Annotated in this window: 22 protein-coding genes and 1 pseudogene; 10 read left to right on the top strand and 13 right to left on the bottom strand. The window is 43.6% G+C overall.

From position 1 onward, the window contains the following. Positions 1–205: 205 nt before the first annotated feature. Together CVP04_RS09945 and CVP04_RS09940 are read left to right on the top strand one after the other, a co-directional pair. Complete coding sequence (locus tag CVP04_RS09945) at positions 206–1,627, top strand: MFS transporter (protein WP_100297361.1); 1,422 nt, start codon at positions 206–208, stop codon at positions 1,625–1,627. Further along, positions 1,617–2,054: a MarR family winged helix-turn-helix transcriptional regulator gene (locus CVP04_RS09940; RefSeq protein WP_100297360.1), complete on the top strand. Its 438-nt coding sequence runs from the start codon at positions 1,617–1,619 to the stop codon at positions 2,052–2,054. The genes CVP04_RS09945 and CVP04_RS09940 overlap by 11 nt, the downstream gene beginning before the upstream one ends. Positions 2,055–2,088: 34 nt before the next feature. Here the strand turns inward: CVP04_RS09940 and CVP04_RS09935 are convergent, their stop codons facing one another. After that, on the bottom strand, positions 2,089–2,664 hold the full coding sequence (locus CVP04_RS09935; protein WP_133118486.1) for a carboxymuconolactone decarboxylase family protein: 576 nt from the start codon (positions 2,662–2,664) through the stop codon (positions 2,089–2,091). Continuing rightward, positions 2,615–2,854, bottom strand: a pseudogene (locus CVP04_RS09930) (alpha/beta hydrolase); the annotation flags it as partial. The gene CVP04_RS09935 and the pseudogene CVP04_RS09930, both read right to left, overlap by 50 nt. A 246-nt stretch (positions 2,855–3,100) precedes the next feature. On the opposite strand from CVP04_RS09930, the gene rhuM reads away from it, so the two are divergent. Continuing rightward, positions 3,101–4,093 carry a RhuM family protein gene (gene rhuM, locus CVP04_RS09925; protein WP_100297358.1) on the top strand — a complete coding sequence of 331 codons (993 nt, stop codon included), beginning with the start codon at positions 3,101–3,103 and terminating at the stop codon, positions 4,091–4,093. Positions 4,094–4,144: 51 nt separating this feature from the next. Here the strand turns inward: rhuM and CVP04_RS12275 are convergent, their stop codons facing one another. Genes CVP04_RS12275 through CVP04_RS12270 form a run of 5 tightly spaced genes read right to left on the bottom strand, consistent with a single transcriptional unit; the run spans position 4,145 to position 5,417 of the window. Continuing rightward, positions 4,145–4,294: a hypothetical protein gene (locus tag CVP04_RS12275; RefSeq protein WP_165772791.1), complete on the bottom strand. Its 150-nt coding sequence runs from the start codon at positions 4,292–4,294 to the stop codon at positions 4,145–4,147. Continuing rightward, on the bottom strand, positions 4,269–4,565 hold the full coding sequence (locus CVP04_RS09920; RefSeq protein WP_100297357.1) for a hypothetical protein: 297 nt from the start codon (positions 4,563–4,565) through the stop codon (positions 4,269–4,271). Before CVP04_RS09920 ends, CVP04_RS12275 begins: the two co-directional genes overlap by 26 nt. A gap of 14 nt (positions 4,566–4,579) precedes the next feature. Next, a complete protein-coding gene (locus CVP04_RS09915; protein ID WP_100297356.1) occupies positions 4,580–4,846 on the bottom strand; it encodes an alpha/beta fold hydrolase in 267 nt (88 codons plus the stop codon). 29 nt (positions 4,847–4,875) lie between these two features. Continuing rightward, on the bottom strand, positions 4,876–5,175 hold the full coding sequence (locus CVP04_RS09910) for a tautomerase family protein (protein WP_207761642.1): 300 nt from the start codon (positions 5,173–5,175) through the stop codon (positions 4,876–4,878). Between the two features lie 11 nt (positions 5,176–5,186). Further along, on the bottom strand, positions 5,187–5,417 hold the full coding sequence (locus CVP04_RS12270) for a hypothetical protein (protein ID WP_100297355.1): 231 nt from the start codon (positions 5,415–5,417) through the stop codon (positions 5,187–5,189). Here CVP04_RS12270 and CVP04_RS09900 point away from each other — a divergent pair. Next, positions 5,395–5,835, top strand: a complete 441-nt coding sequence (locus CVP04_RS09900) for a winged helix-turn-helix transcriptional regulator (protein WP_207761641.1) — start codon at positions 5,395–5,397, stop codon at positions 5,833–5,835. The genes CVP04_RS12270 and CVP04_RS09900 overlap by 23 nt on opposite strands. Positions 5,836–5,971: 136 nt before the next feature. Here CVP04_RS09900 and CVP04_RS09895 read toward each other — a convergent pair whose 3' ends face one another. Both CVP04_RS09895 and CVP04_RS09890 read right to left on the bottom strand, forming a co-directional pair. After that, positions 5,972–6,829 (bottom strand): ABC transporter six-transmembrane domain-containing protein, encoded by an 858-nt coding sequence (locus tag CVP04_RS09895; protein ID WP_100297353.1) that lies wholly within the window; start codon positions 6,827–6,829, stop codon positions 5,972–5,974. Next, complete coding sequence (locus CVP04_RS09890; RefSeq protein WP_100297352.1) at positions 6,813–7,274, bottom strand: MarR family winged helix-turn-helix transcriptional regulator; 462 nt, start codon at positions 7,272–7,274, stop codon at positions 6,813–6,815. Before CVP04_RS09890 ends, CVP04_RS09895 begins: the two co-directional genes overlap by 17 nt. A 149-nt stretch (positions 7,275–7,423) precedes the next feature. Here CVP04_RS09890 and CVP04_RS09885 point away from each other — a divergent pair, with 149 nt between their 5' ends. The 3 genes from CVP04_RS09885 to CVP04_RS12445 are packed head-to-tail and all read left to right on the top strand — an operon-like array spanning position 7,424 to position 11,652. Continuing rightward, positions 7,424–8,536, top strand: a complete 1,113-nt coding sequence (locus CVP04_RS09885) for an efflux RND transporter periplasmic adaptor subunit (protein ID WP_100297351.1) — start codon at positions 7,424–7,426, stop codon at positions 8,534–8,536. Positions 8,537–8,539: 3 nt separating this feature from the next. Further along, entirely contained in the window at positions 8,540–10,168 is a 1,629-nt protein-coding gene (locus CVP04_RS12450; RefSeq protein WP_207761640.1) for an efflux RND transporter permease subunit, read from the top strand. 11 nt (positions 10,169–10,179) lie between these two features. After that, positions 10,180–11,652 carry an efflux RND transporter permease subunit gene (locus tag CVP04_RS12445; protein WP_207761639.1) on the top strand — a complete coding sequence of 491 codons (1,473 nt, stop codon included), beginning with the start codon at positions 10,180–10,182 and terminating at the stop codon, positions 11,650–11,652. Between the two features lie 47 nt (positions 11,653–11,699). Here CVP04_RS12445 and CVP04_RS09875 read toward each other — a convergent pair whose 3' ends face one another. Together CVP04_RS09875 and CVP04_RS09870 are read right to left on the bottom strand one after the other, a co-directional pair. After that, positions 11,700–12,542, bottom strand: a complete 843-nt coding sequence (locus CVP04_RS09875) for a poly(ethylene terephthalate) hydrolase family protein (protein ID WP_100297350.1) — start codon at positions 12,540–12,542, stop codon at positions 11,700–11,702. Positions 12,543–12,695: 153 nt separating this feature from the next. Beyond that, a complete protein-coding gene (locus tag CVP04_RS09870; RefSeq protein ID WP_100297349.1) occupies positions 12,696–12,920 on the bottom strand; it encodes a glycine zipper domain-containing protein in 225 nt (74 codons plus the stop codon). Between the two features lie 143 nt (positions 12,921–13,063). Between CVP04_RS09870 and CVP04_RS09865 the strand changes: the two genes are divergently transcribed. Then, positions 13,064–13,597 carry a TetR/AcrR family transcriptional regulator gene (locus tag CVP04_RS09865; RefSeq protein ID WP_100297348.1) on the top strand — a complete coding sequence of 178 codons (534 nt, stop codon included), beginning with the start codon at positions 13,064–13,066 and terminating at the stop codon, positions 13,595–13,597. A gap of 26 nt (positions 13,598–13,623) precedes the next feature. Beyond that, complete coding sequence (locus CVP04_RS09860; RefSeq protein WP_243385296.1) at positions 13,624–14,130, top strand: efflux RND transporter permease subunit; 507 nt, start codon at positions 13,624–13,626, stop codon at positions 14,128–14,130. 196 nt (positions 14,131–14,326) lie between these two features. Here CVP04_RS09860 and CVP04_RS09855 read toward each other — a convergent pair whose 3' ends face one another. After that, complete coding sequence (locus tag CVP04_RS09855; RefSeq protein WP_100297347.1) at positions 14,327–15,091, bottom strand: NADPH-dependent oxidoreductase; 765 nt, start codon at positions 15,089–15,091, stop codon at positions 14,327–14,329. A 275-nt stretch (positions 15,092–15,366) separates the two neighbouring features. Here CVP04_RS09855 and CVP04_RS09850 point away from each other — a divergent pair, with 275 nt between their 5' ends. Continuing rightward, positions 15,367–16,002, top strand: a complete 636-nt coding sequence (locus tag CVP04_RS09850; RefSeq protein ID WP_243385293.1) for a DsbA family protein — start codon at positions 15,367–15,369, stop codon at positions 16,000–16,002. A gap of 79 nt (positions 16,003–16,081) precedes the next feature. Here CVP04_RS09850 and CVP04_RS09845 read toward each other — a convergent pair. Continuing rightward, the coding region (locus CVP04_RS09845) for a virulence RhuM family protein (RefSeq protein WP_100297346.1) at positions 16,082–16,883 on the bottom strand (802 nt) is incomplete at its 5' end.

The following is a 16,883-nucleotide window of genomic DNA, read 5'->3' as shown; positions in this document are numbered from 1 at the left end:
TCTCTGTTTTTTATTAATAAAAATTGAGCGGATTATAGCAAATTTTTGCGCTTTTGGCTAAAGATAAAGTGCGGTTAAATTTCGCAATGTTTTAACGAAGTAAAACGCTTATGCGCTTAGCGAGATAAAATTAGCATTTATTTCACCTTGCTTTTAGTCCTAAACACGACTAAAATTTACAACTTAGTATTACTCAGGACTATTTATGACTCAACACTATTTCTCACAAGATCCGAATTTCCCGACTAAAACCGTTGTCAGTGCGCTATTTATCGCCGCCTTTTTAGGTTATCTCAACGAAACCTTGCTGAATGTGGCTTTAACTACGTTAATGCACGAATTTGCGGTTTCCAAACAAAGTATTCAGTGGATGACCACAGGTTTCTTTTTGGTAATGGGCGCTTTCACACCTTTAACCGCCAGTATTTTGCTGTGGTTTAAAACCAAAACAATGGCGTTGCTAACGCTAGGAATTTTTCTGCTCGGTTCGCTGATTTGTGCTTTTGCCGTTAATTTCCCGATGCTGCTGGGCGGGCGTTTAATTCAAGCCTTATCCGCCGCTTGTGCCGTGCCGTTGTTAATCAATGCGATACTCGCTATTTTCCCGCCTGAAAAACGTGGGCGTGCGATGAGTTTAGTGATGGTGATTTTTACCGTTGCTCCTGCGATTGGTCCAACCCTTTCGGGCATTATCGTGGATACACTCGGTTGGCGTTATCTCTTCTTAGCGACCGTGCCTTTTGTATTGTTGGCAATGTTGATGATTGCCTTCACGCTCAAACACAATTTAATGGAGCAAACTCGCCCGAAAATTGATGTCATCTCCGTGCTGCAATCTTTTATCGGTTTCGGCAGCCTTGTCTATACCACCAGCCAATTTACCCAACTTGCGCTTTGGCAGTTTGTGGGATTATTGGTGCTAGCGGTCAGTTTTATCGCATTTTTTGCAAAACGCCAATTTAGCCTAGGAACGCCATTGTTAGACTTGCGAGTATTCAAAGTAGCGCAATTTCGCTATTCGATGATCATTGTCTTCTTCGCTTATGCACTTTTTATGGGGCTGGAATTTTTACTGCCGATGTATATGCAGCAAGTATTGCTCTTTTCTGCAACGGTGACAGGATTTGTGCTAATGCCGGCAAGTATAGCAGAAGCCGTTTTTGCACCAATCTTTGGCACGATTTTAGATAAAAAAGGCGGTCGCCCTGTGTTGCTGATTAGTGGTGTTGTGATGAGCTTGGCAATGAGCTTACTTTGGTTATTGATAACAGAAAACACCGCAGAAGCTGTGCTTGCCTGTATTTTTGCCTTGTTTGCCGTATCGGTTTCTGCGGCGGCAACGGGCGAAACGCACGGATTAAACCATTTAAGCAAAGCACAAAATCCGCACGGCACAGCCATTGCCGGAATGATTATGCCGATTTCGGGCGCACTGGGCGTGGCGTTTTTTATTGGCGTTGTCCAAATCGGTGAACAAATTTCCACAAAACCGACCGCACTTTTAACAATGCTCGACGGAGTACAACTGTCGATAGGCATTTCGGTGATTTTTGCGTTTATCGTGCTGTTTTTAGCCACCAAAATTCGCACCTTATACGATCTTAACGGAGAGAAAAATGGACACTAAATCACAAGCAACTCAAGCTGATCAATTCGGGCAACTGTTTTCTGCCATTGCTCACTATTATCAAACGTGGGCAAGAAAACAAGGCATTAATTACAATCAGCTTGCGGTGTTACATTCGCTTAGTCGTCATTCACAACGTACACAAAAGCAGATTTGCGATGAATGGGCGCTCCCAAAACAGACGATTTCCACCATCTGCAAGCAATATTTAGCCGATGGAATTTTAAGTTACACCGAAACGGAAGATAAACGCGAAAAATTGCTTTCGCTAACCGAGCAAGGCAGAGCCTTTGCCAAGCCGATTGTGCAAGGTTTAGATGAAATAGAAAACCACGTTTTCACCCAATTCGGCAAGGAGCGGAGTGAAAATTTGTTGCGGGAGTTTATTGAGATAAGTCGGTTGTTTAGGGAACAGATGGGAGAATAGTCAAAATCGGGCAATCGCCCGATTTATCTTCGAATTACTTCACTTCCTTCAACATATTCGCCACATTTTTGCCACTTTCTTGACTGAATGTTTCAGAAACGGTGCTGATCACTTGCTCAAAATGTTGTAGATTAAAGCCTAAGTTTTTCACCGCGGTTAGATGCGAGCGAAGCTGTCCGTTTACGCCGCCGAGTTCGGATAATGCGCCGATGGTGACCAGCTCTCTATCCACCGCACTTAATAAATCCGTGCGGCTGAATAGGTAGCCATATAGGTGCGATTTGATGGAATAATCTAACGCCGGTGCAAAGTCGAAAATCGGACGTTGGGTCGGGGCGTTGGTTAAGGTAGCGAGCGTTTCGACACCCTGTTGATAATACAAAGCGGATTTCAGCTGGGTGACATCGCCTTTGGCAGTCAAGCCTGCAATGTGGATAAGCAATAATTGCCCTTTGGTTAAAGGCTGTTCGCTCTGTTTTTCCAATACGGCTTTTTTGCTTTCCGTTAATTCCGCACACTCTTGCCATTGTACGCTTGGTTGCGATTGATCCGATTCGCTAGATTGTCGGGTATTTTTTATTCGGGTCGAAATTCGCCGGTGTATAAACATTCGCCACCACTTCAATACCTGTTTGTGCTTGGGTGTATTTCACAGGGTGAATATTGACCTTACCTTGCACGTTTTCGGTAATCGCATTGTCGTAAGTTAAGGTAAACGGATTTTTTGTGTAATCTGCCGCCATCGTCGCTCCTGTTGTGCCGATAAAAAGTAAGGTTGCTAATAAGGTTTTTTTAAACATTTTGCTCTCCTAAATATGTTTCAAATGTTGTATTTGTTTCAATGGCAAGCAGTATAACGGGAAGTGATTGTTGTGATTAGATAGGGAAATCGAAAAGGGGTTGTGAATTTTGTTCAATAATAGAGAAATTCAAAGCAACTCAAGTTTGAATAAATTGGTTATAAGGCGTACAATAATAACTGTATATAAACACATTATTTTGTGACATCGCGAAGATGTTTGAAATATAACCACAGGAAATAATTTATGGATAATCTGATTATCTACAATACCGATGACGGCAAAACCAAAGTAGAGTTATTGGTTCAGCATAATGATATTTGGCTTAGTCAAAAACAGCTTGCTAACCTTTTTGACACCTCTGTTGAAAATATAATCACTCACATTAAAAATATCTTTAATGACAATGAGTTATATGAAAGTTCAGTTACTAAGGATTTCTTAGTAACTGCTTCTGATGGCAAGCAATATCAAGTAAAACATTATTCCCTTGCAATGATTTTAGCTATTGGCTTTCGAGTGCGATCTAAACGTGGCGTGCAATTTCGCCGTTGGGCAAATAATCATCTACAAACCTATTTAGAAAAAGGCTATGTAATGGATAGCGACCGCTTAAAAAATCCGCAAGGTCGCCCCGATTATTTTGATGAATTGCTTGAGCAAATTCGAGATATTCGAGCCAGTGAAATGCGGTTTTATCAAAAAGTGCGTGCCTTATTTCAGCTTTCCAGCGATTACGATAAAACCGACAAAGCCACTCAAATGTTTTTCGCCGAAACACAAAACAAATTGATTTATGCCGTTACACAACAAACCGCTGCCGAGCTTATTATTTCCAGAGCAAATGCCGCATTACCGAATATGGGCTTAACCACGTGGAAAGGAGCAACGGTACGCAAGGGCGATGTAATTGTGGCAAAAAATTATTTAACCAGTGATGAAATTGATACTTTAAACCGTCTCACTGTAATTTTCTTAGAAAGCGGTGAGTTACGAGCCAAAAATCGCCAAGATTTAACGCTTAGCTTTTGGCGAAATCGGGTTGATAGCATTATTGAAGATAACGGTTTTAATGTGTTGATTGGCAAAGGCGAACGAACCCATAAGCAAATGGAACAAATCGCCTATCAGCAATATGATCTCTTCCAACAAAAACGCGGAGAATGGCTGCTTAAACAGGCGGAAGTTGCTGACCTGAATGAATTGGAAGAATTAAATCAAGCGGTTAAATATCGTTGATGCAAGCGGTGAGATCCTGCAAAAAATTTACAAAATCCACCGCACTTTTCCTTAAAATCTATCCGCTAAAAACGCCAACGTTTGTTCAACAAACAATTCGTCATACTGAAAAATCCCGCCGAGTCCTGCATCCGGGTAAATGGCAAGTTGTGTATTCGGAAGACGTTGCAACAACTCAAAGGATGCAGAAGTTGGGAACATCACGGTCGCCGTTGGCGATAAAAGTTGGAATGCTGATGTTTGAAAGATCTGCTTTCTCTTCCATTCCCCAATGGACAAGGGCGGTGATTTGTGCTTGCACATTTTCTCGGCTGATAGCTAAATCACATTCTTCCGTGCGTTCTTGCAAGCATTTTAAATACGCCCCTGCTACCGTTTGACCCTTTTCAGTTTGGGTAAAAAACAACAACTGTTTCGGGTGTTTTTGCTGTTGAGTAGCTTGGGTTACCGCTTCCATAAATAGCTGCCCCATAGTGCCCTTGCCGTCTACGTCTGCGCCACAGCCTGCGGGGCTGTACCGGCTAAAATTAAGCGTTCGACTAATTCAGGGCGTTGTAGCACTAAGGCTTGTGCTACGCAGCCGTCGAGCGAAAAACCGAGCAGATTAACTTTGGTAAAGCCGAATGTATCAATAAACGTCGCCGCATCGTCTGTCATTTCGCCTACGCTATTCGGCGTTACGCCGCCCGAGCCGTCGACACCACGGTTATCGAAAATGACCACGTGATGTTGGCTCGCAAGCCCATCAACCACTCGTGGCTCTCAATCTTCCAAAACACCGGTTAAATGGTTGAGCAGAATGCGACATAAGGGTCAAGAATACGGTTGCACGCATTGAGAAACAGCTTTTTCTCTTCCGGATCTTTAATGGATTTCGCGATATGATTAATTGTCACACGCACAAAATCGCCATTCGGCTTGCCGCCTATGTAACAATCTTCCGCATCAATCGGACCGAAAAACACGTTTACATAAAAATATGGTAAAAAAATCGCATAAACTGCGGTGATTTTATTGGCAATTTCACGTTTGTCTTGCTCGCCGAACGCATTTTTCGGGTGATAAATTTTCCACATTGGCATAATAATTTTCCTTATTTAGATTGATAACAGGTTACTGACTGTCCGCTGACAGAAACGACTTTGGCTAAGTTGCCACGAGCAGCATCAAATTGTTCCCATAAACCGTAGTCTTCTAGGTTCGGGTAGCAGATCCACTCTTGTTGATCGAGTGCCGCAAGGGTGATATCTACCAAGGTTTCAGCGCTCATAAATGACGTTTCAGGGAACGGCACTTTTTTGTTGTCGAAAAATTCGGTTTTCACCTGCCCCGTTGCCGATGTGCTCGGCGTATTGGGCGACAAATGGACGGGCTTGCTGTTACGGGATTTACTGCTCGGCATCAACCGTTACAGCGATTTACAAAAATCCAGCAACATCACCAACGCCACGCTCACTTCTCGCTTAAAAGAGTTGGAAAACAATGGATTAGTAGAAAAACAACTTTACCAAACCCGCCCTGACCGCTATGAATATCAGCTTACCGAACAAGGAAAAGATATGGCGTGGCTGGTGCTAGCGATGGCGAAAATCGGCACAAAATGGAATTTATCCGGCTGGGAAAATGTCCCGTTGCATTTTGTCAATAAAGCGACGGGAAATCCTATACGATTGACACTATTAGACGAAGATACCGGAGAAGAAATCGGGCTAGATGAGATTAGCGCAGTAAGGAAAGCGTAAGATGAACAAAAGTGCGGTGGAATTTTCTTAAGTTTTTTGCAATTTTCACAAAGGATTGCGTTGCACAATGGCTATGCCGACAGTGATAATATCGTGAACGTAGCAAATAAAAAAATCTCAAAAAACCACCGCACTTTTACACATCAATCCTATTCCCAATATCCTTCAGCTGCGAATACTCCTCCACCAAGCGAGGCATATCATCAAGACTGATAGCGAATGTCCACATATAGGTAATCACCGCGTAAATATGCCCTGCACTACCATAGCCTTTAAGGGTCATCATCGTCAGCGTTACGCCGAATAATACCGCTACCGCCAAGCCAATCGCGAGAAAACTAAAAGCTTCGCGGTTGGAAATAGCAATACGCAGGCGAGAAACCACATCATAATGTTTAAGCAATTCACTTTGCTTTGTACGTTCGATTAAGTCCACTTCTTTTTCTAAGCGGTTATTCAGCCTGAAATATAAATGATCGTTCGCTTTGATATATTTCGGCATTAAAGCCCCGAACACCGCTAAAATAATCAATGCGATCACGCCCGACCAAAACTCAATCGCCAGCAGCATTACTACCGAGCCGATAATAGAGAAAAAGGCGGTGATAAAGGTCGGTAAATGCTGTTCAAAGAAATTGACGAACTCACGCGATAACGCCACACGAGCGGTTGTTGTTGAAGTTGAACCGTTATTTTGACGTTCGTTCATAATCACCGGCACAACAAGTTCGGCATAAATTCGCACGAAAGTGCGGGTATCTACCGCACGGCGAGCCGAACCGACTCCCCAGACAACGAGCACGAGCAGCACATAAATCAAGGTTTTCCACACTTCGCCTGCCACGACAGCATTAATCGCCACCCCAGCAATCACCGGATAAAGCATTAAGGAAAGATTTTCGACACCGACCAACGAAAAGGTATAAAACAACTTTTTGCGGTGCGTCACAGCGATATTTTTAAGTGTAATAAATAAATTAGATTGGGTTTTCATTCTTTCTTTCAATTTTATCAATTTCTGTTTTACACAGTTCGTCTAATTCCGTTAAAAGAGCAAATAACTGTGCGGTTTTACGTTTGCCGAATTTGGCAAAGATTTTATCGCTTAATTGCGAACTCATCTGATAAATCGGCTTAGCGTACTCTCTGCCGATGTCGGTTAAACGCAGGATTTTTTCCCGTTTATCTTGTGCACTTTCGGCAAATTCAATCCAGCCTTTTTCACGATATTCTTTGCAAATGTTGAAAACAGTTTGTTTTGGGATATACCACTCATCACAGATTTTCTTTTGGGTACAAAGATCATTTTTCTCTTCGCTATACATTAATGAATAAAGCACGGCAAAGTGGTTGTAACTTAAGCCGAGTTTACTAATCCAACTGTCTATATTGCTTTCTATCTTCATAATGTGTTGTTCAAATTCTTCAAACAAACTCATTTCAATATTCCTATTTTTGACTTAAAAGTGCGGTGTATTTTAATGATATTTTTTGAAAAGGCAAGATAAATTAGTCTTAAAATTTACTTGATTTAGTCTTAAAAATAACTATAATTCGCCGCTATTAAAGTTAATTTTAGGACTAATAAATGAGAAAAAAGATTTTAGCATTAGCTTTATCGGCGGTGCTTTTAACTGCGTGTAACGAAAATATGGAAGAAAATAAAACAACGACTTCGGCAATGAAAGTCAATGTAATACAACCGCAATCAATAGAATTTGCCAGAACTTTGCAACTTTCAGGTTCTTGGGTGGCGAGAGATGAAATTGCGATTAGCACGGCGTTGCAGGGGCAACAAATTTTGTCGGTGTTGGTAGACGTAGGCGCAAATGTGAAAAAAGGGCAGGTGCTGGCGACGTTAGAGAACACCAATGTGCAGTCGCAACTGCAACAAAATCAAGCAAGTCTTACTCGTGCTAAAGCCAATTTGAACGCACAAGAAAGTGCGTTGAAAGAAGCAAATGCCACTTTAAAACGTTATCAAGCGTTAATTAAATCCGATGCGGTAAGCCATCAAGAGCTAGATCAACAAAAAGCAAAAGCGGATAGCGCAAAAGCAAGCGTGCAAGCGGCGAAAGCGGAAATCGCTCAAATTCAGGCACAGCTTGAAGACAGTCGTCACCAACGGGGAAAAGCGGAAATTATTGCACCTTTTGATGGCGTGATTACTAAACGCACAGCGGAAGTAGGATCTTTAACGGGCAGCAACGCTCTATTTCATCTTGCCAAAGATGGCGTAACGGAATTGGAAGTCGATGCCACAACCGATGAATTAGTGCCGTTAGCAACAGGATTAACGGCGAGTTTGAAAGACAGCACGCACGCAAGCGGTCAGATCCGTTTGATTTTTCCCGAAATTGATGCGAAAAGCCGTTTAGGCAAAATCCGTGTGGCTTTTGATAAAGATGCCCAAATGCCGATTGGGGCGTTTGGCGAAGTGGAAATTGCTCTGCCTAAGCAGAATGTCGCCTTTGCCGTGCCGTTTTCTGCGGTGTCGTTTAAAGACGGGCAAAGTAGCGTAATGGTGGTTAACGGGCAAGGCAAGGTGGAACGCCGTGCCGTTACTGTGGGTTCGCAATATCAAAGTTGGGTGGAAGTGCGTTCAGGCGTGGATCACAACGATCAGCTCGTTAAACAAGCAGGCGCATTTTTAGATGTGGGTGATGTGGTTTCACCGCAATTAGTTAAGGATAAGGAATAAAAAATGCAGTTATCTTCTTGGGCTATTCGCCGTCCTATTCCAACCATTGTGTTGTTTATTGTGCTGACGGTGATGGGGATTTTTGCCTTCCAAAAATTGCCGATTAACGCCAACCCGAACGTGAGCTTTCCGATTGTCAATGTGTCGGTGTCGCAATCGGGGGCATCGCCTGATGAGCTGGAAAATTCCGTTACTCGCCGTGTGGAAAATGCAGTGTCGGGAATGGCTGGCGTGCGTCATATTACTTCGACCATCACCGAAGGCTCTTCCACTACGATGGTGGAATTTCAGCTGGGTGTAGATACCGACCGTGCGGTGAACGATGTGCGTAACGCCATTACCCAAATTCGTGATGATCTGCCACAAAGCATTACTAATCCTGTGGTGGAACGGGTGGACGTTGAAGGCGGTGCGCTTGCCTATTATGCGGTGCAGTCGCCGAATAGGGATCAAACGGAACTGGCGTGGTTTATTGATGAAACCGTGAGCCGTCAGCTGTTGGCGCTTCCCGGCGTGCAACAGGTGAAACGTTTGGGCGGTGAAAAGCAGGAAATCCGTGTGGAATTGAAAGCCGACCGTTTAAATGCGTTGGGCATTACTGCCGAGCAAGTCAGTCGTTTAAATGCGTTGGGCATTACTGCCGAGCAAGTCAGTCAGCAACTGGCACAAACCCACGCCAATTTACCGGCAGGTCGCACCCAGTTAAACGGCTTAGAGCAATCTATTCGGGTGGTGGGCAGTCGTCAAGCGGTGGCGGATTTAACGAACTTGCCGATTTCGCTTTCTGATGGGCGTAAGGTGAAACTCTCTGAAATTGCGACCATTAAAGACAGCCATAGCGAAGTGCGTAGCCGTACCCGATTAAACGGGCGTGAAGTGTTGGGCTTTAGCGTTTTCCGTGCCAAAGGCACCAGCGATACGGCAGTTGCCGAGCGGGTGCAAAGTGCGGTGCAAAGTTTGAACGAGCAATATCCAGACGTGCATATTCAAGAAGTGCATAACAGCGTAGATGCCACAAAAGAGAACTATGATGTGGCAATCAGCACCTTACTGGAAGGGGCGTTTTTAACCGTATTGGTGGTGTTCTTCTTCCTGCGAAATTGGCGAGCGACGCTGGTTGCGGCGATTGCGTTGCCGTTGTCGATTTTGCCGACCTTTGCGGTGATGTATCTGCTGGATTACACACTCAACGCTATTTCATTACTAGCCATTACCCTTGTAATCGGGATTTTGGTGGACGATGCCATTGTAGAAATTGAGAATATCGAACAGCATTTGCACCAAGGCAAACGCCCGTTCCAAGCGGCTCTTGACGCATCAGATGCTATCGGTTTTGCGGTGTTGGCGATTACGCTCACCATTGTGGCGGTGTTCCTACCTGTGAGCTTTGTGGGTGGGACAACAGGAATGTACTTCACCCAATTCGGTATTACCGTTTCAGCGGCAGTATTGGCATCGTTATTGGTGGCACGCCTTGCTACACCGTTGCTTGCCGCCTACATTATGCAACCGCATAAACCGAAAGCGGACAACGTAGAGAAAACCAGTCGCTTAAAACAGGCTTATTTGAATTTATTGGAAAAAGCCCTGCGTTTTCGTAAAACGACGATGATAATTGGGGGGGATTCCTAGCGGCTTCTGTGGTGATTGTACCACTCTTACCAACAGGCTTTATGCCGAAAGGCGATACAGGGGCGAGCCAAATTGACATCGAATTACCGCCAAGCACCACGCTTGCACAAACCGATGAATATTTGCAAAAAATCGACCGCACTTTGCGTGCCCACGATGAAGTCGCACTTGTCTTCACAACCATTGGTGGCGGTGGCGAGCCGTCGAAAGCGGAAGTGTTAATCCGCCTAAAACCGCACAGTGAACGCAGTATTACGCAAAAAGAGTTTGAAGACAAAGTGCGGTCGGAATTGGCACAATTTTCCGATATGCGTTTTGCCTTCCGCAATTCAATGGCGCAACGTGATGTGTCGGTGTTATTAACAGGTAATGACCCTGTTAAACTCAACGAAGTCGCCCAGCAACTCAAAACGCAAATGCAAAGCATTGCAGGGTTGGAAAATATACAAGTAAAAGCACCGCTTGTTAAATCGGAATTGCAAGTTACGCTCTTGCCTGAAGAAGCCGCACGCCTAGGCGTAACACCGCAAGCGGTGGGCAACGTACTTCGCATTGCCACAATGGGCGACACCGACGGCAACAGCGCACGCTTTACCTTTGCCGACCGCCAAGTGCCTGTGCGTGTGTTGTTAAGCGAGCAAGAACGCAACGACTTAAACGTGTTGCAACATCTGCAAGTGGCAACCAACAACGGCACAACCGTACCGCTCAATGCCGTGGCGAAGTTATCCTTTAGCGAAGGGTCGGCAAGTTTAGAGCGTTTCGACCGAGAACGCCGCATCGCCATTGAAGCGGATTTAGCCACAGGCTACACGGTGGGTACGGCATTAAGCCAAGTAAACGAACTGCCGATCTTGCAAAACCTGCCCGACGGCGTGCGTATGCCCGACTACGGCGACGGCGAATATATGAATGAGATGTTTGAAAAATTCGGAATGGCAATGGGGTTCGGCATTTTAATGGTGCTGATGGTATTGATTATCCTGTTCCGTGATTTCCTACAGCCGCTTACGATTTTAATGGCACTACCGCTCTCTATCGGCGGTGCGGCATTAGGCTTACTCGCCTACGGTGCGGCGCTGGATATGTCGTCGGTGATTGGAATTTTAATGTTGATGGGCATCGTGACCAAAAACTCGATCTTGCTGGTGGATTTCGTGATTGAAAAACGTGCGCAAGGAATGGAACGTGCCAAAGCCTTAATCCAATCAGGCTCAGAACGTGTCCGCCCGATTATTATGACGACCATCGCAATGGTGGCAGGTATGTTACCAGCGGTATTTGCTGGCGGATCAGGCGCCGCATTCCGAGCACCAATGGCGGTAGCAGTAATTTGTGGATTGATAGCTTCAACCTTATTAAGTTTGATCTTCGTGCCTGTGATGTATTCCTTAATGGACGACCTACGCAACTGGCTTGCACCGAAGTTAGCGAAATTGACTTCGGTTACGCAGGAAGATAGGGATAGGGCGGAAGAAGGCTAATAAAAAACGCTGTTTTCTTAACATTCAGAAAACAGCGTTTTTAATCATTAATTCAAGCCTTTACTCTGCACATTTTGCCAATTTGCATTTTTCTTAATCTCGGCGTTTTGCCCTACAAAGACTTGTTTTGCCTGATTATCGCCATTTAGGGTATATAAGAACCACGCTACCATATAGCCGTTTGGTTGCCAAAGCATTCCGCCGTGATCTACATCTTTACGTTGAGCCATTAGAGCAGGGGCAGCCACTTTCGCATAGTTTTCTTGTAGCGACATAATCGGCGCAATGCCTTTGTTGTAGTCTTTGCCATCGCCTGCATCGCTTTCGTGTCCGCCTGCAATCATCATATATGGCACGTTGATAAGGCTTACATCATAAGGCCATTTTAAGCCCATTGCTAAACCATATTTAGTGGTGCTTGCCCCATAAATGGAACGGATTAAATGACCGTTTGGCTGATTAGTTGCCAAATTCACCACGCCGACACCACCTTGCGAATGCCCTGATGTGCCGATTTTATTGGGGTTAATTTTGTTAAATAGCACGCTGTTGCTATCTTTATTTTGAGCAAGGGCAAAATCCAAAGTTTTAGATGATGTTGCACCGCTCCACGCTGTACCGTTTTCATCGCCAATCACGACAAAACCGTAACTTGCCAAATGTTTCAATACCGCTTCATAACGGGAAACAGGCGTCCCCGAACCGTTTACCATAACCACAAGCGGATAATTACCTGCATTTTGTGGATAATACACGGTGTAGGTTTGAGCAATATTGTCATTGGCAGGGAATTTAGCGGATAGAACTGCATATTTCCCCATTTGGCTATATTGCTTTTCAAGCGGGGAATTGGTTTGCACTTGGGCGATTTTTTCTTCCGTAATTGCCAACAGTTTTTCAAGGGCTTAGCAAGCGATTAAGCCACCAAGTGTAATCACGCCTAAAGCGATAAGAAGGCATTTTTTCATTGTTGATCCTTTTTTAATCATTTCTGAAAATAACAAAACCGTTTAAACACCATCGTTTAAACGGCTATCTTTATATTACTGGTTTTTCTTTTCTCTGTGGTGATCGTACTGATTACCCGCTACACCACCAACAGCTGCACCTGCCATTGCACCTGTTGCATCGCCTGTAATCGCATAGCCTGCAACTGCACCGATTGCTGCCCCTGCTGCAACACGGCGTTCTTGTTTGTCCATATGCCCACACGCCGTTACAGCAAATGCTAATGCACTAATACCCGCTAATTTAACTAAATTTTTCATAAGGTTAATCCTTCTATGGTTAAGAAAAAATGCTTTCCAAAATATGTTACATCTGTAACAATGCGGCGCATTATAGAGAGCCGAATTTCATTAAACAATCCCCCCTTTCCCAAACTGAAACAAAAAGGCGTTTTTGTAACATTATGAAGAAAAAACTCAAAACCGTGGTGCGAGAAAGCATTGCAGGTGCGTTAATCAAATTGATTGAAACCAAAAAATTTGATGAGATCAGCATCAGCGAAATTACCGCGATGGCAGGTGTCGGCCGCATTTCTTTTTATCGCCATTTTGAAAGCAAAGAAGCGGTGCTGATTGATTATTTGCAAGTCACAACATTTCCTTTTGTGGCAGAAAAATTAGCGATTAAACAAAACACACACCACATCTTTTTAGGGATATTTCACTCCATCAACCAAGTAGGTGATGTGGTGGATTTGCTATATAAAAATAATTTATCGCATATTTTTCTCAACTATATTCACGCTTGTTGCGGTGCAAAACCTGAATTGGATAATCAAACGGCTTATCATAATTCACTGATTATGGGCTTTGTATTTGGGGCGTTAGATGAATGGATACGCCGTGGACGTGTGGAAAGCGCGGAAGAAATGGCAGAGAAAGTGGGGAAATTGGTGCAAAAAATCGGGCGTGAGTGGGATTTGGAAAGGGGAATATAAGGCTAAACCTGCACGACGGCGAATATATGAACGAGATGTTTGAAAAATTCGGAATCGCAATGGGCTTTGGTATCTTAATGGTGCTGATGGTATTGATTATCCTGTTCCGTGATTTCCTACAACCGCTCACGATTTTAATGGCACTACCGCTCTCTATCGGCGGTGCGGCATTAGGCTTACTCGCCTACGGTGCGGCGTTGGATATGTCGTCTGTAATTGGGATTTTAATGCTGATGGGTATCGTAACTAAGAACTCAATTTTACTGGTGGACTTCGTGATCGAAAAACGAGCTCAAGGAATGGAGCGTTTCACCGCCCTAATCCAATCAGGCAGCGAACGTGTCCGCCCGATTATTATGACGACCATCGCAATGGTGGCAGGTATGGTGCCAGCCGTATTTGCAGGCGGATCAGGCGCTGCGTTTCGAGCACCAATGGCGGTGGCAGTGATTTGCGGATTGATTGCTTCTACGCTATTAAGCTTAATTTTTGTGCCGGTGATGTATTCCTTAATGGACGATCTAAAAACTTGACTAGCACCAAAGTTAGCGAAATTGACTTCGGTAACGCAGGAAGATAGGGATAGGGCGGAACAGCGCTAAGTTGGTAAGCGGTTGGATTTTTAGGGAAATTTGCAAAATTTCTTTAAGATCCGACCGCTCTTTTTTATTTTTTCGATGCTGATCGAAAAATTAAGATGAAACACTTGTAGCTCTTAACCGACAGCGACTAAATCTCCCCTAAAAACCCTTGGCTTTTAATCACCTTAGCGATATCCGGGCGTTTGGCAAATTGGCTGCGGGTGTATTGCGTTGCCATATGGCTGAAAGTTTCCGCACGGGCGTTATCGCCACGAGCTTGATAGTATTCGCTTAATTGTTGGTCGTATTCCGCTAATTCTGCTTTACGTTCACGAATTGGCACATAACGGTTTTCCATATGCGTGATCGCTGCCGGTAAACGTGGTTTGGCGTCCGGTGTTTGATCAGGATAACCGACTGCTAATGCAAAGACGGGAAAGGTGTATTTTGGCAGCTGTAATAACTCTACAACTTTTTGCGTATCATTCAAAATACTGCCCAAATAGATAACCCCCATTCCCAAACTTTCTGCGGCAACAACTAAATTTTGGCTGGCAATCGTTGCATCATAAACCGCTGCTAAAAAACGGTCGGCACTGCCTTGATAAATTGGCTCTTGCCCTTGTTCTTCGGCAATTTCCGCATTACGTGCCGTATCTGCCACAAACACAAATAAATGCCCGTTATCACGAATATATTCTTGCTTACCAAAGGCTTGCGCACCAATTTGATGAAGCTCGTGTTTTAATTTCGGATCGGTAATACTGATAATCGAACAGGCTTGCATATAGCTACTGGTTGAAGCACTTGCCGCCACTTTAACCAATAAATCCACTTCTTCCCGAGTTAATGGTTGCTCTTTAAAACGGCGGATACTGCGGTGGTTTAATTGTAATTCGATTGTTGGGTTCATTGTTTTTTCCTTATGTTTATGTAGAGGCGGATCGATGTGTCAGCCTGAATTAATATATCCTCAACGGACATACACCGGTGCGCCCTACGAGCCAATGAACAAAAGTATAGTCAAAAAACCGTTTTGATAACAGACAACGTCATCTATAAAATCCCAATAACAGTACAAATTTAAGATTTTGTACTATATGATTAGGCTTAAATTGTTACCTTGACCCTATTATTGTTTCTCTATAATAGCCCCATATCAAACCACATTTACCAATAGGAATAAAAATGAAAAGCAAAAATATCCAATTCACTTACCTTTATGATCCCCTTTGCGGTTGGTGTTATGGGGCTTCACCGGTTTTGCAAAAAATTGCGGAAAACTACCCGCTTGTATTACAACCAACAGGCTTATTTAGCGGAACAGGTCGCAAAATGACGGCGGAGTTTGCTCACCACGCGTGGACAAACGATCAACGCATTAACAAACTCACAGGGCAGCAGTTTAGCGAAGATTATCTGCACAATATTTTAGAAACAGAAAGCAATTTCGACAGTTACAACATCTTGCTTGCTTTAGCGGCGGTTCGCCAAATTGCACCTGAGCAAGAGATGAAGGCATTGAATGCGTTGCAAGAAGTGCGTTATATCAGCGGACGAGATAACACGGATTTTGCGGTAATTACTGAAGTGCTGGAAATGCTTGGTTTAGGCAAGGCAGTAGAATTATGCCAAACGGAAGCCACCAAGCAAATGGTTGAGCAACAAATTGAACAGGGGCAACAGCTTGCAAGCCTTCACCAAGTGCAAGGCGTGCCGAATGTGATTTTGCATAAAGGCGAAGAACAGGGCATTATTCCAAACCAGTTCCTCTACCAAGATCCAGAGAAATTATTGACCGCACTTCAAGAGATTGGCAAATAAATATAATTGTCCGTTTAACGGAAAACCGCCTGAAAGTGAAATTTCAAGCGGTTTTTTATTTGCCTTGAATTGTCATAAATCACAATGATTTCTCACAGGCTACTGCCTTAAGAATTTCCGCCACCGAATTTTTATCCATTTTAGAAAAAGCGAACCATTTTTTGCCTAAATCTTTCAGCGATGCCCCCAAATGATAGACTTCTTCATTATCAATAATTAAAAATCGGTTGTGGCTTTTGGCAAAGGATTTCAGCTCAAAATTGCCGTATTGTTCGTTGGCTTTTTGAATGTCTAATTTCAGCTCATTCGTTAGTTTTGCTGTGAATATAATGGCTTTTATATTGGCTTGCTTTTTGGATAAATGGGTAAGCGTTGTTTCATTGACATAATTGTCTATTAAGATAATTTCTTTTTTCGCTGAACGGATAATTTTGGACGTTAATTCATAAGCATCAAAAATTTGTCCGTCAAAAAATACGCCTTGGGTTGGGATAAGATGGGTATTGATTTGTAAGTCAATTTCATTCACTTTTTTATTAAGCTTATCCAGATTATCTTCCAAACGGTTCATTCGGTTATTGATGGAATAACCTTTTAGTAGATAATCTCGCAAAATGCGTGTTGCCCAAATGCGAAATTGCGTGCCTTGCTTGGATTTTACTCGATAACCGACGGAAATGATGACATCAAGATTGTAAAATTCAATTTGTCTTTCTACATTTCTACCACCTTCATTTTGAACTATCGCAAAATTTGCGACAGTTGAACTTTTTTCAAGCTCCCCTTCGCTAAACACATTGTTAATATGCTTACCTATGGTTTTAGTATCTCGACCAAACAAAGAGGATAATTGTTGACGATTTAACGGTATTATGTAGCAG

The organism is Caviibacterium pharyngocola, from assembly GCF_002795405.1.
Classification (GTDB): Bacteria; Pseudomonadota; Gammaproteobacteria; order Enterobacterales; family Pasteurellaceae; genus Caviibacterium; species Caviibacterium pharyngocola.
The sequence above is the reverse complement of the archived record's forward strand: the minus strand, read 5'-3'. Positions and strand labels throughout refer to the sequence as shown.

What these genes read in the sequence shown, in the direction of transcription:
- rhuM (WP_100297358.1), top strand. Translation starts at nt 3,101, where the DNA reads ATGGATAATCTGATTATCTACAATACCGATGACGGCAAAACCAAAGTA.
- CVP04_RS12450 (WP_207761640.1), top strand. Translation starts at nt 8,540, where the DNA reads ATGCAGTTATCTTCTTGGGCTATTCGCCGTCCTATTCCAACCATTGTG.
- CVP04_RS09890 (WP_100297352.1), bottom strand. Translation starts at nt 7,274, where the DNA reads ATGAGTTTGTTTGAAGAATTTGAACAACACATTATGAAGATAGAAAGC.
- CVP04_RS09940 (WP_100297360.1), top strand. Translation starts at nt 1,617, where the DNA reads ATGGACACTAAATCACAAGCAACTCAAGCTGATCAATTCGGGCAACTG.
- CVP04_RS09895 (WP_100297353.1), bottom strand. Translation starts at nt 6,829, where the DNA reads ATGAAAACCCAATCTAATTTATTTATTACACTTAAAAATATCGCTGTG.
- CVP04_RS09935 (WP_133118486.1), bottom strand. Translation starts at nt 2,664, where the DNA reads ATGTTTATACACCGGCGAATTTCGACCCGAATAAAAAATACCCGACAA.
- CVP04_RS09855 (WP_100297347.1), bottom strand. Translation starts at nt 15,091, where the DNA reads ATGAACCCAACAATCGAATTACAATTAAACCACCGCAGTATCCGCCGT.
- CVP04_RS09920 (WP_100297357.1), bottom strand. Translation starts at nt 4,565, where the DNA reads ATGGGGCAGCTATTTATGGAAGCGGTAACCCAAGCTACTCAACAGCAA.
- CVP04_RS09870 (WP_100297349.1), bottom strand. Translation starts at nt 12,920, where the DNA reads ATGAAAAATTTAGTTAAATTAGCGGGTATTAGTGCATTAGCATTTGCT.
- CVP04_RS09865 (WP_100297348.1), top strand. Translation starts at nt 13,064, where the DNA reads ATGAAGAAAAAACTCAAAACCGTGGTGCGAGAAAGCATTGCAGGTGCG.
- CVP04_RS09850 (WP_243385293.1), top strand. Translation starts at nt 15,367, where the DNA reads ATGAAAAGCAAAAATATCCAATTCACTTACCTTTATGATCCCCTTTGC.
- CVP04_RS09910 (WP_207761642.1), bottom strand. Translation starts at nt 5,175, where the DNA reads ATGCCAATGTGGAAAATTTATCACCCGAAAAATGCGTTCGGCGAGCAA.
- CVP04_RS12275 (WP_165772791.1), bottom strand. Translation starts at nt 4,294, where the DNA reads ATGTTCCCAACTTCTGCATCCTTTGAGTTGTTGCAACGTCTTCCGAAT.
- CVP04_RS09860 (WP_243385296.1), top strand. Translation starts at nt 13,624, where the DNA reads ATGAACGAGATGTTTGAAAAATTCGGAATCGCAATGGGCTTTGGTATC.
- CVP04_RS09945 (WP_100297361.1), top strand. Translation starts at nt 206, where the DNA reads ATGACTCAACACTATTTCTCACAAGATCCGAATTTCCCGACTAAAACC.
- CVP04_RS09885 (WP_100297351.1), top strand. Translation starts at nt 7,424, where the DNA reads ATGAGAAAAAAGATTTTAGCATTAGCTTTATCGGCGGTGCTTTTAACT.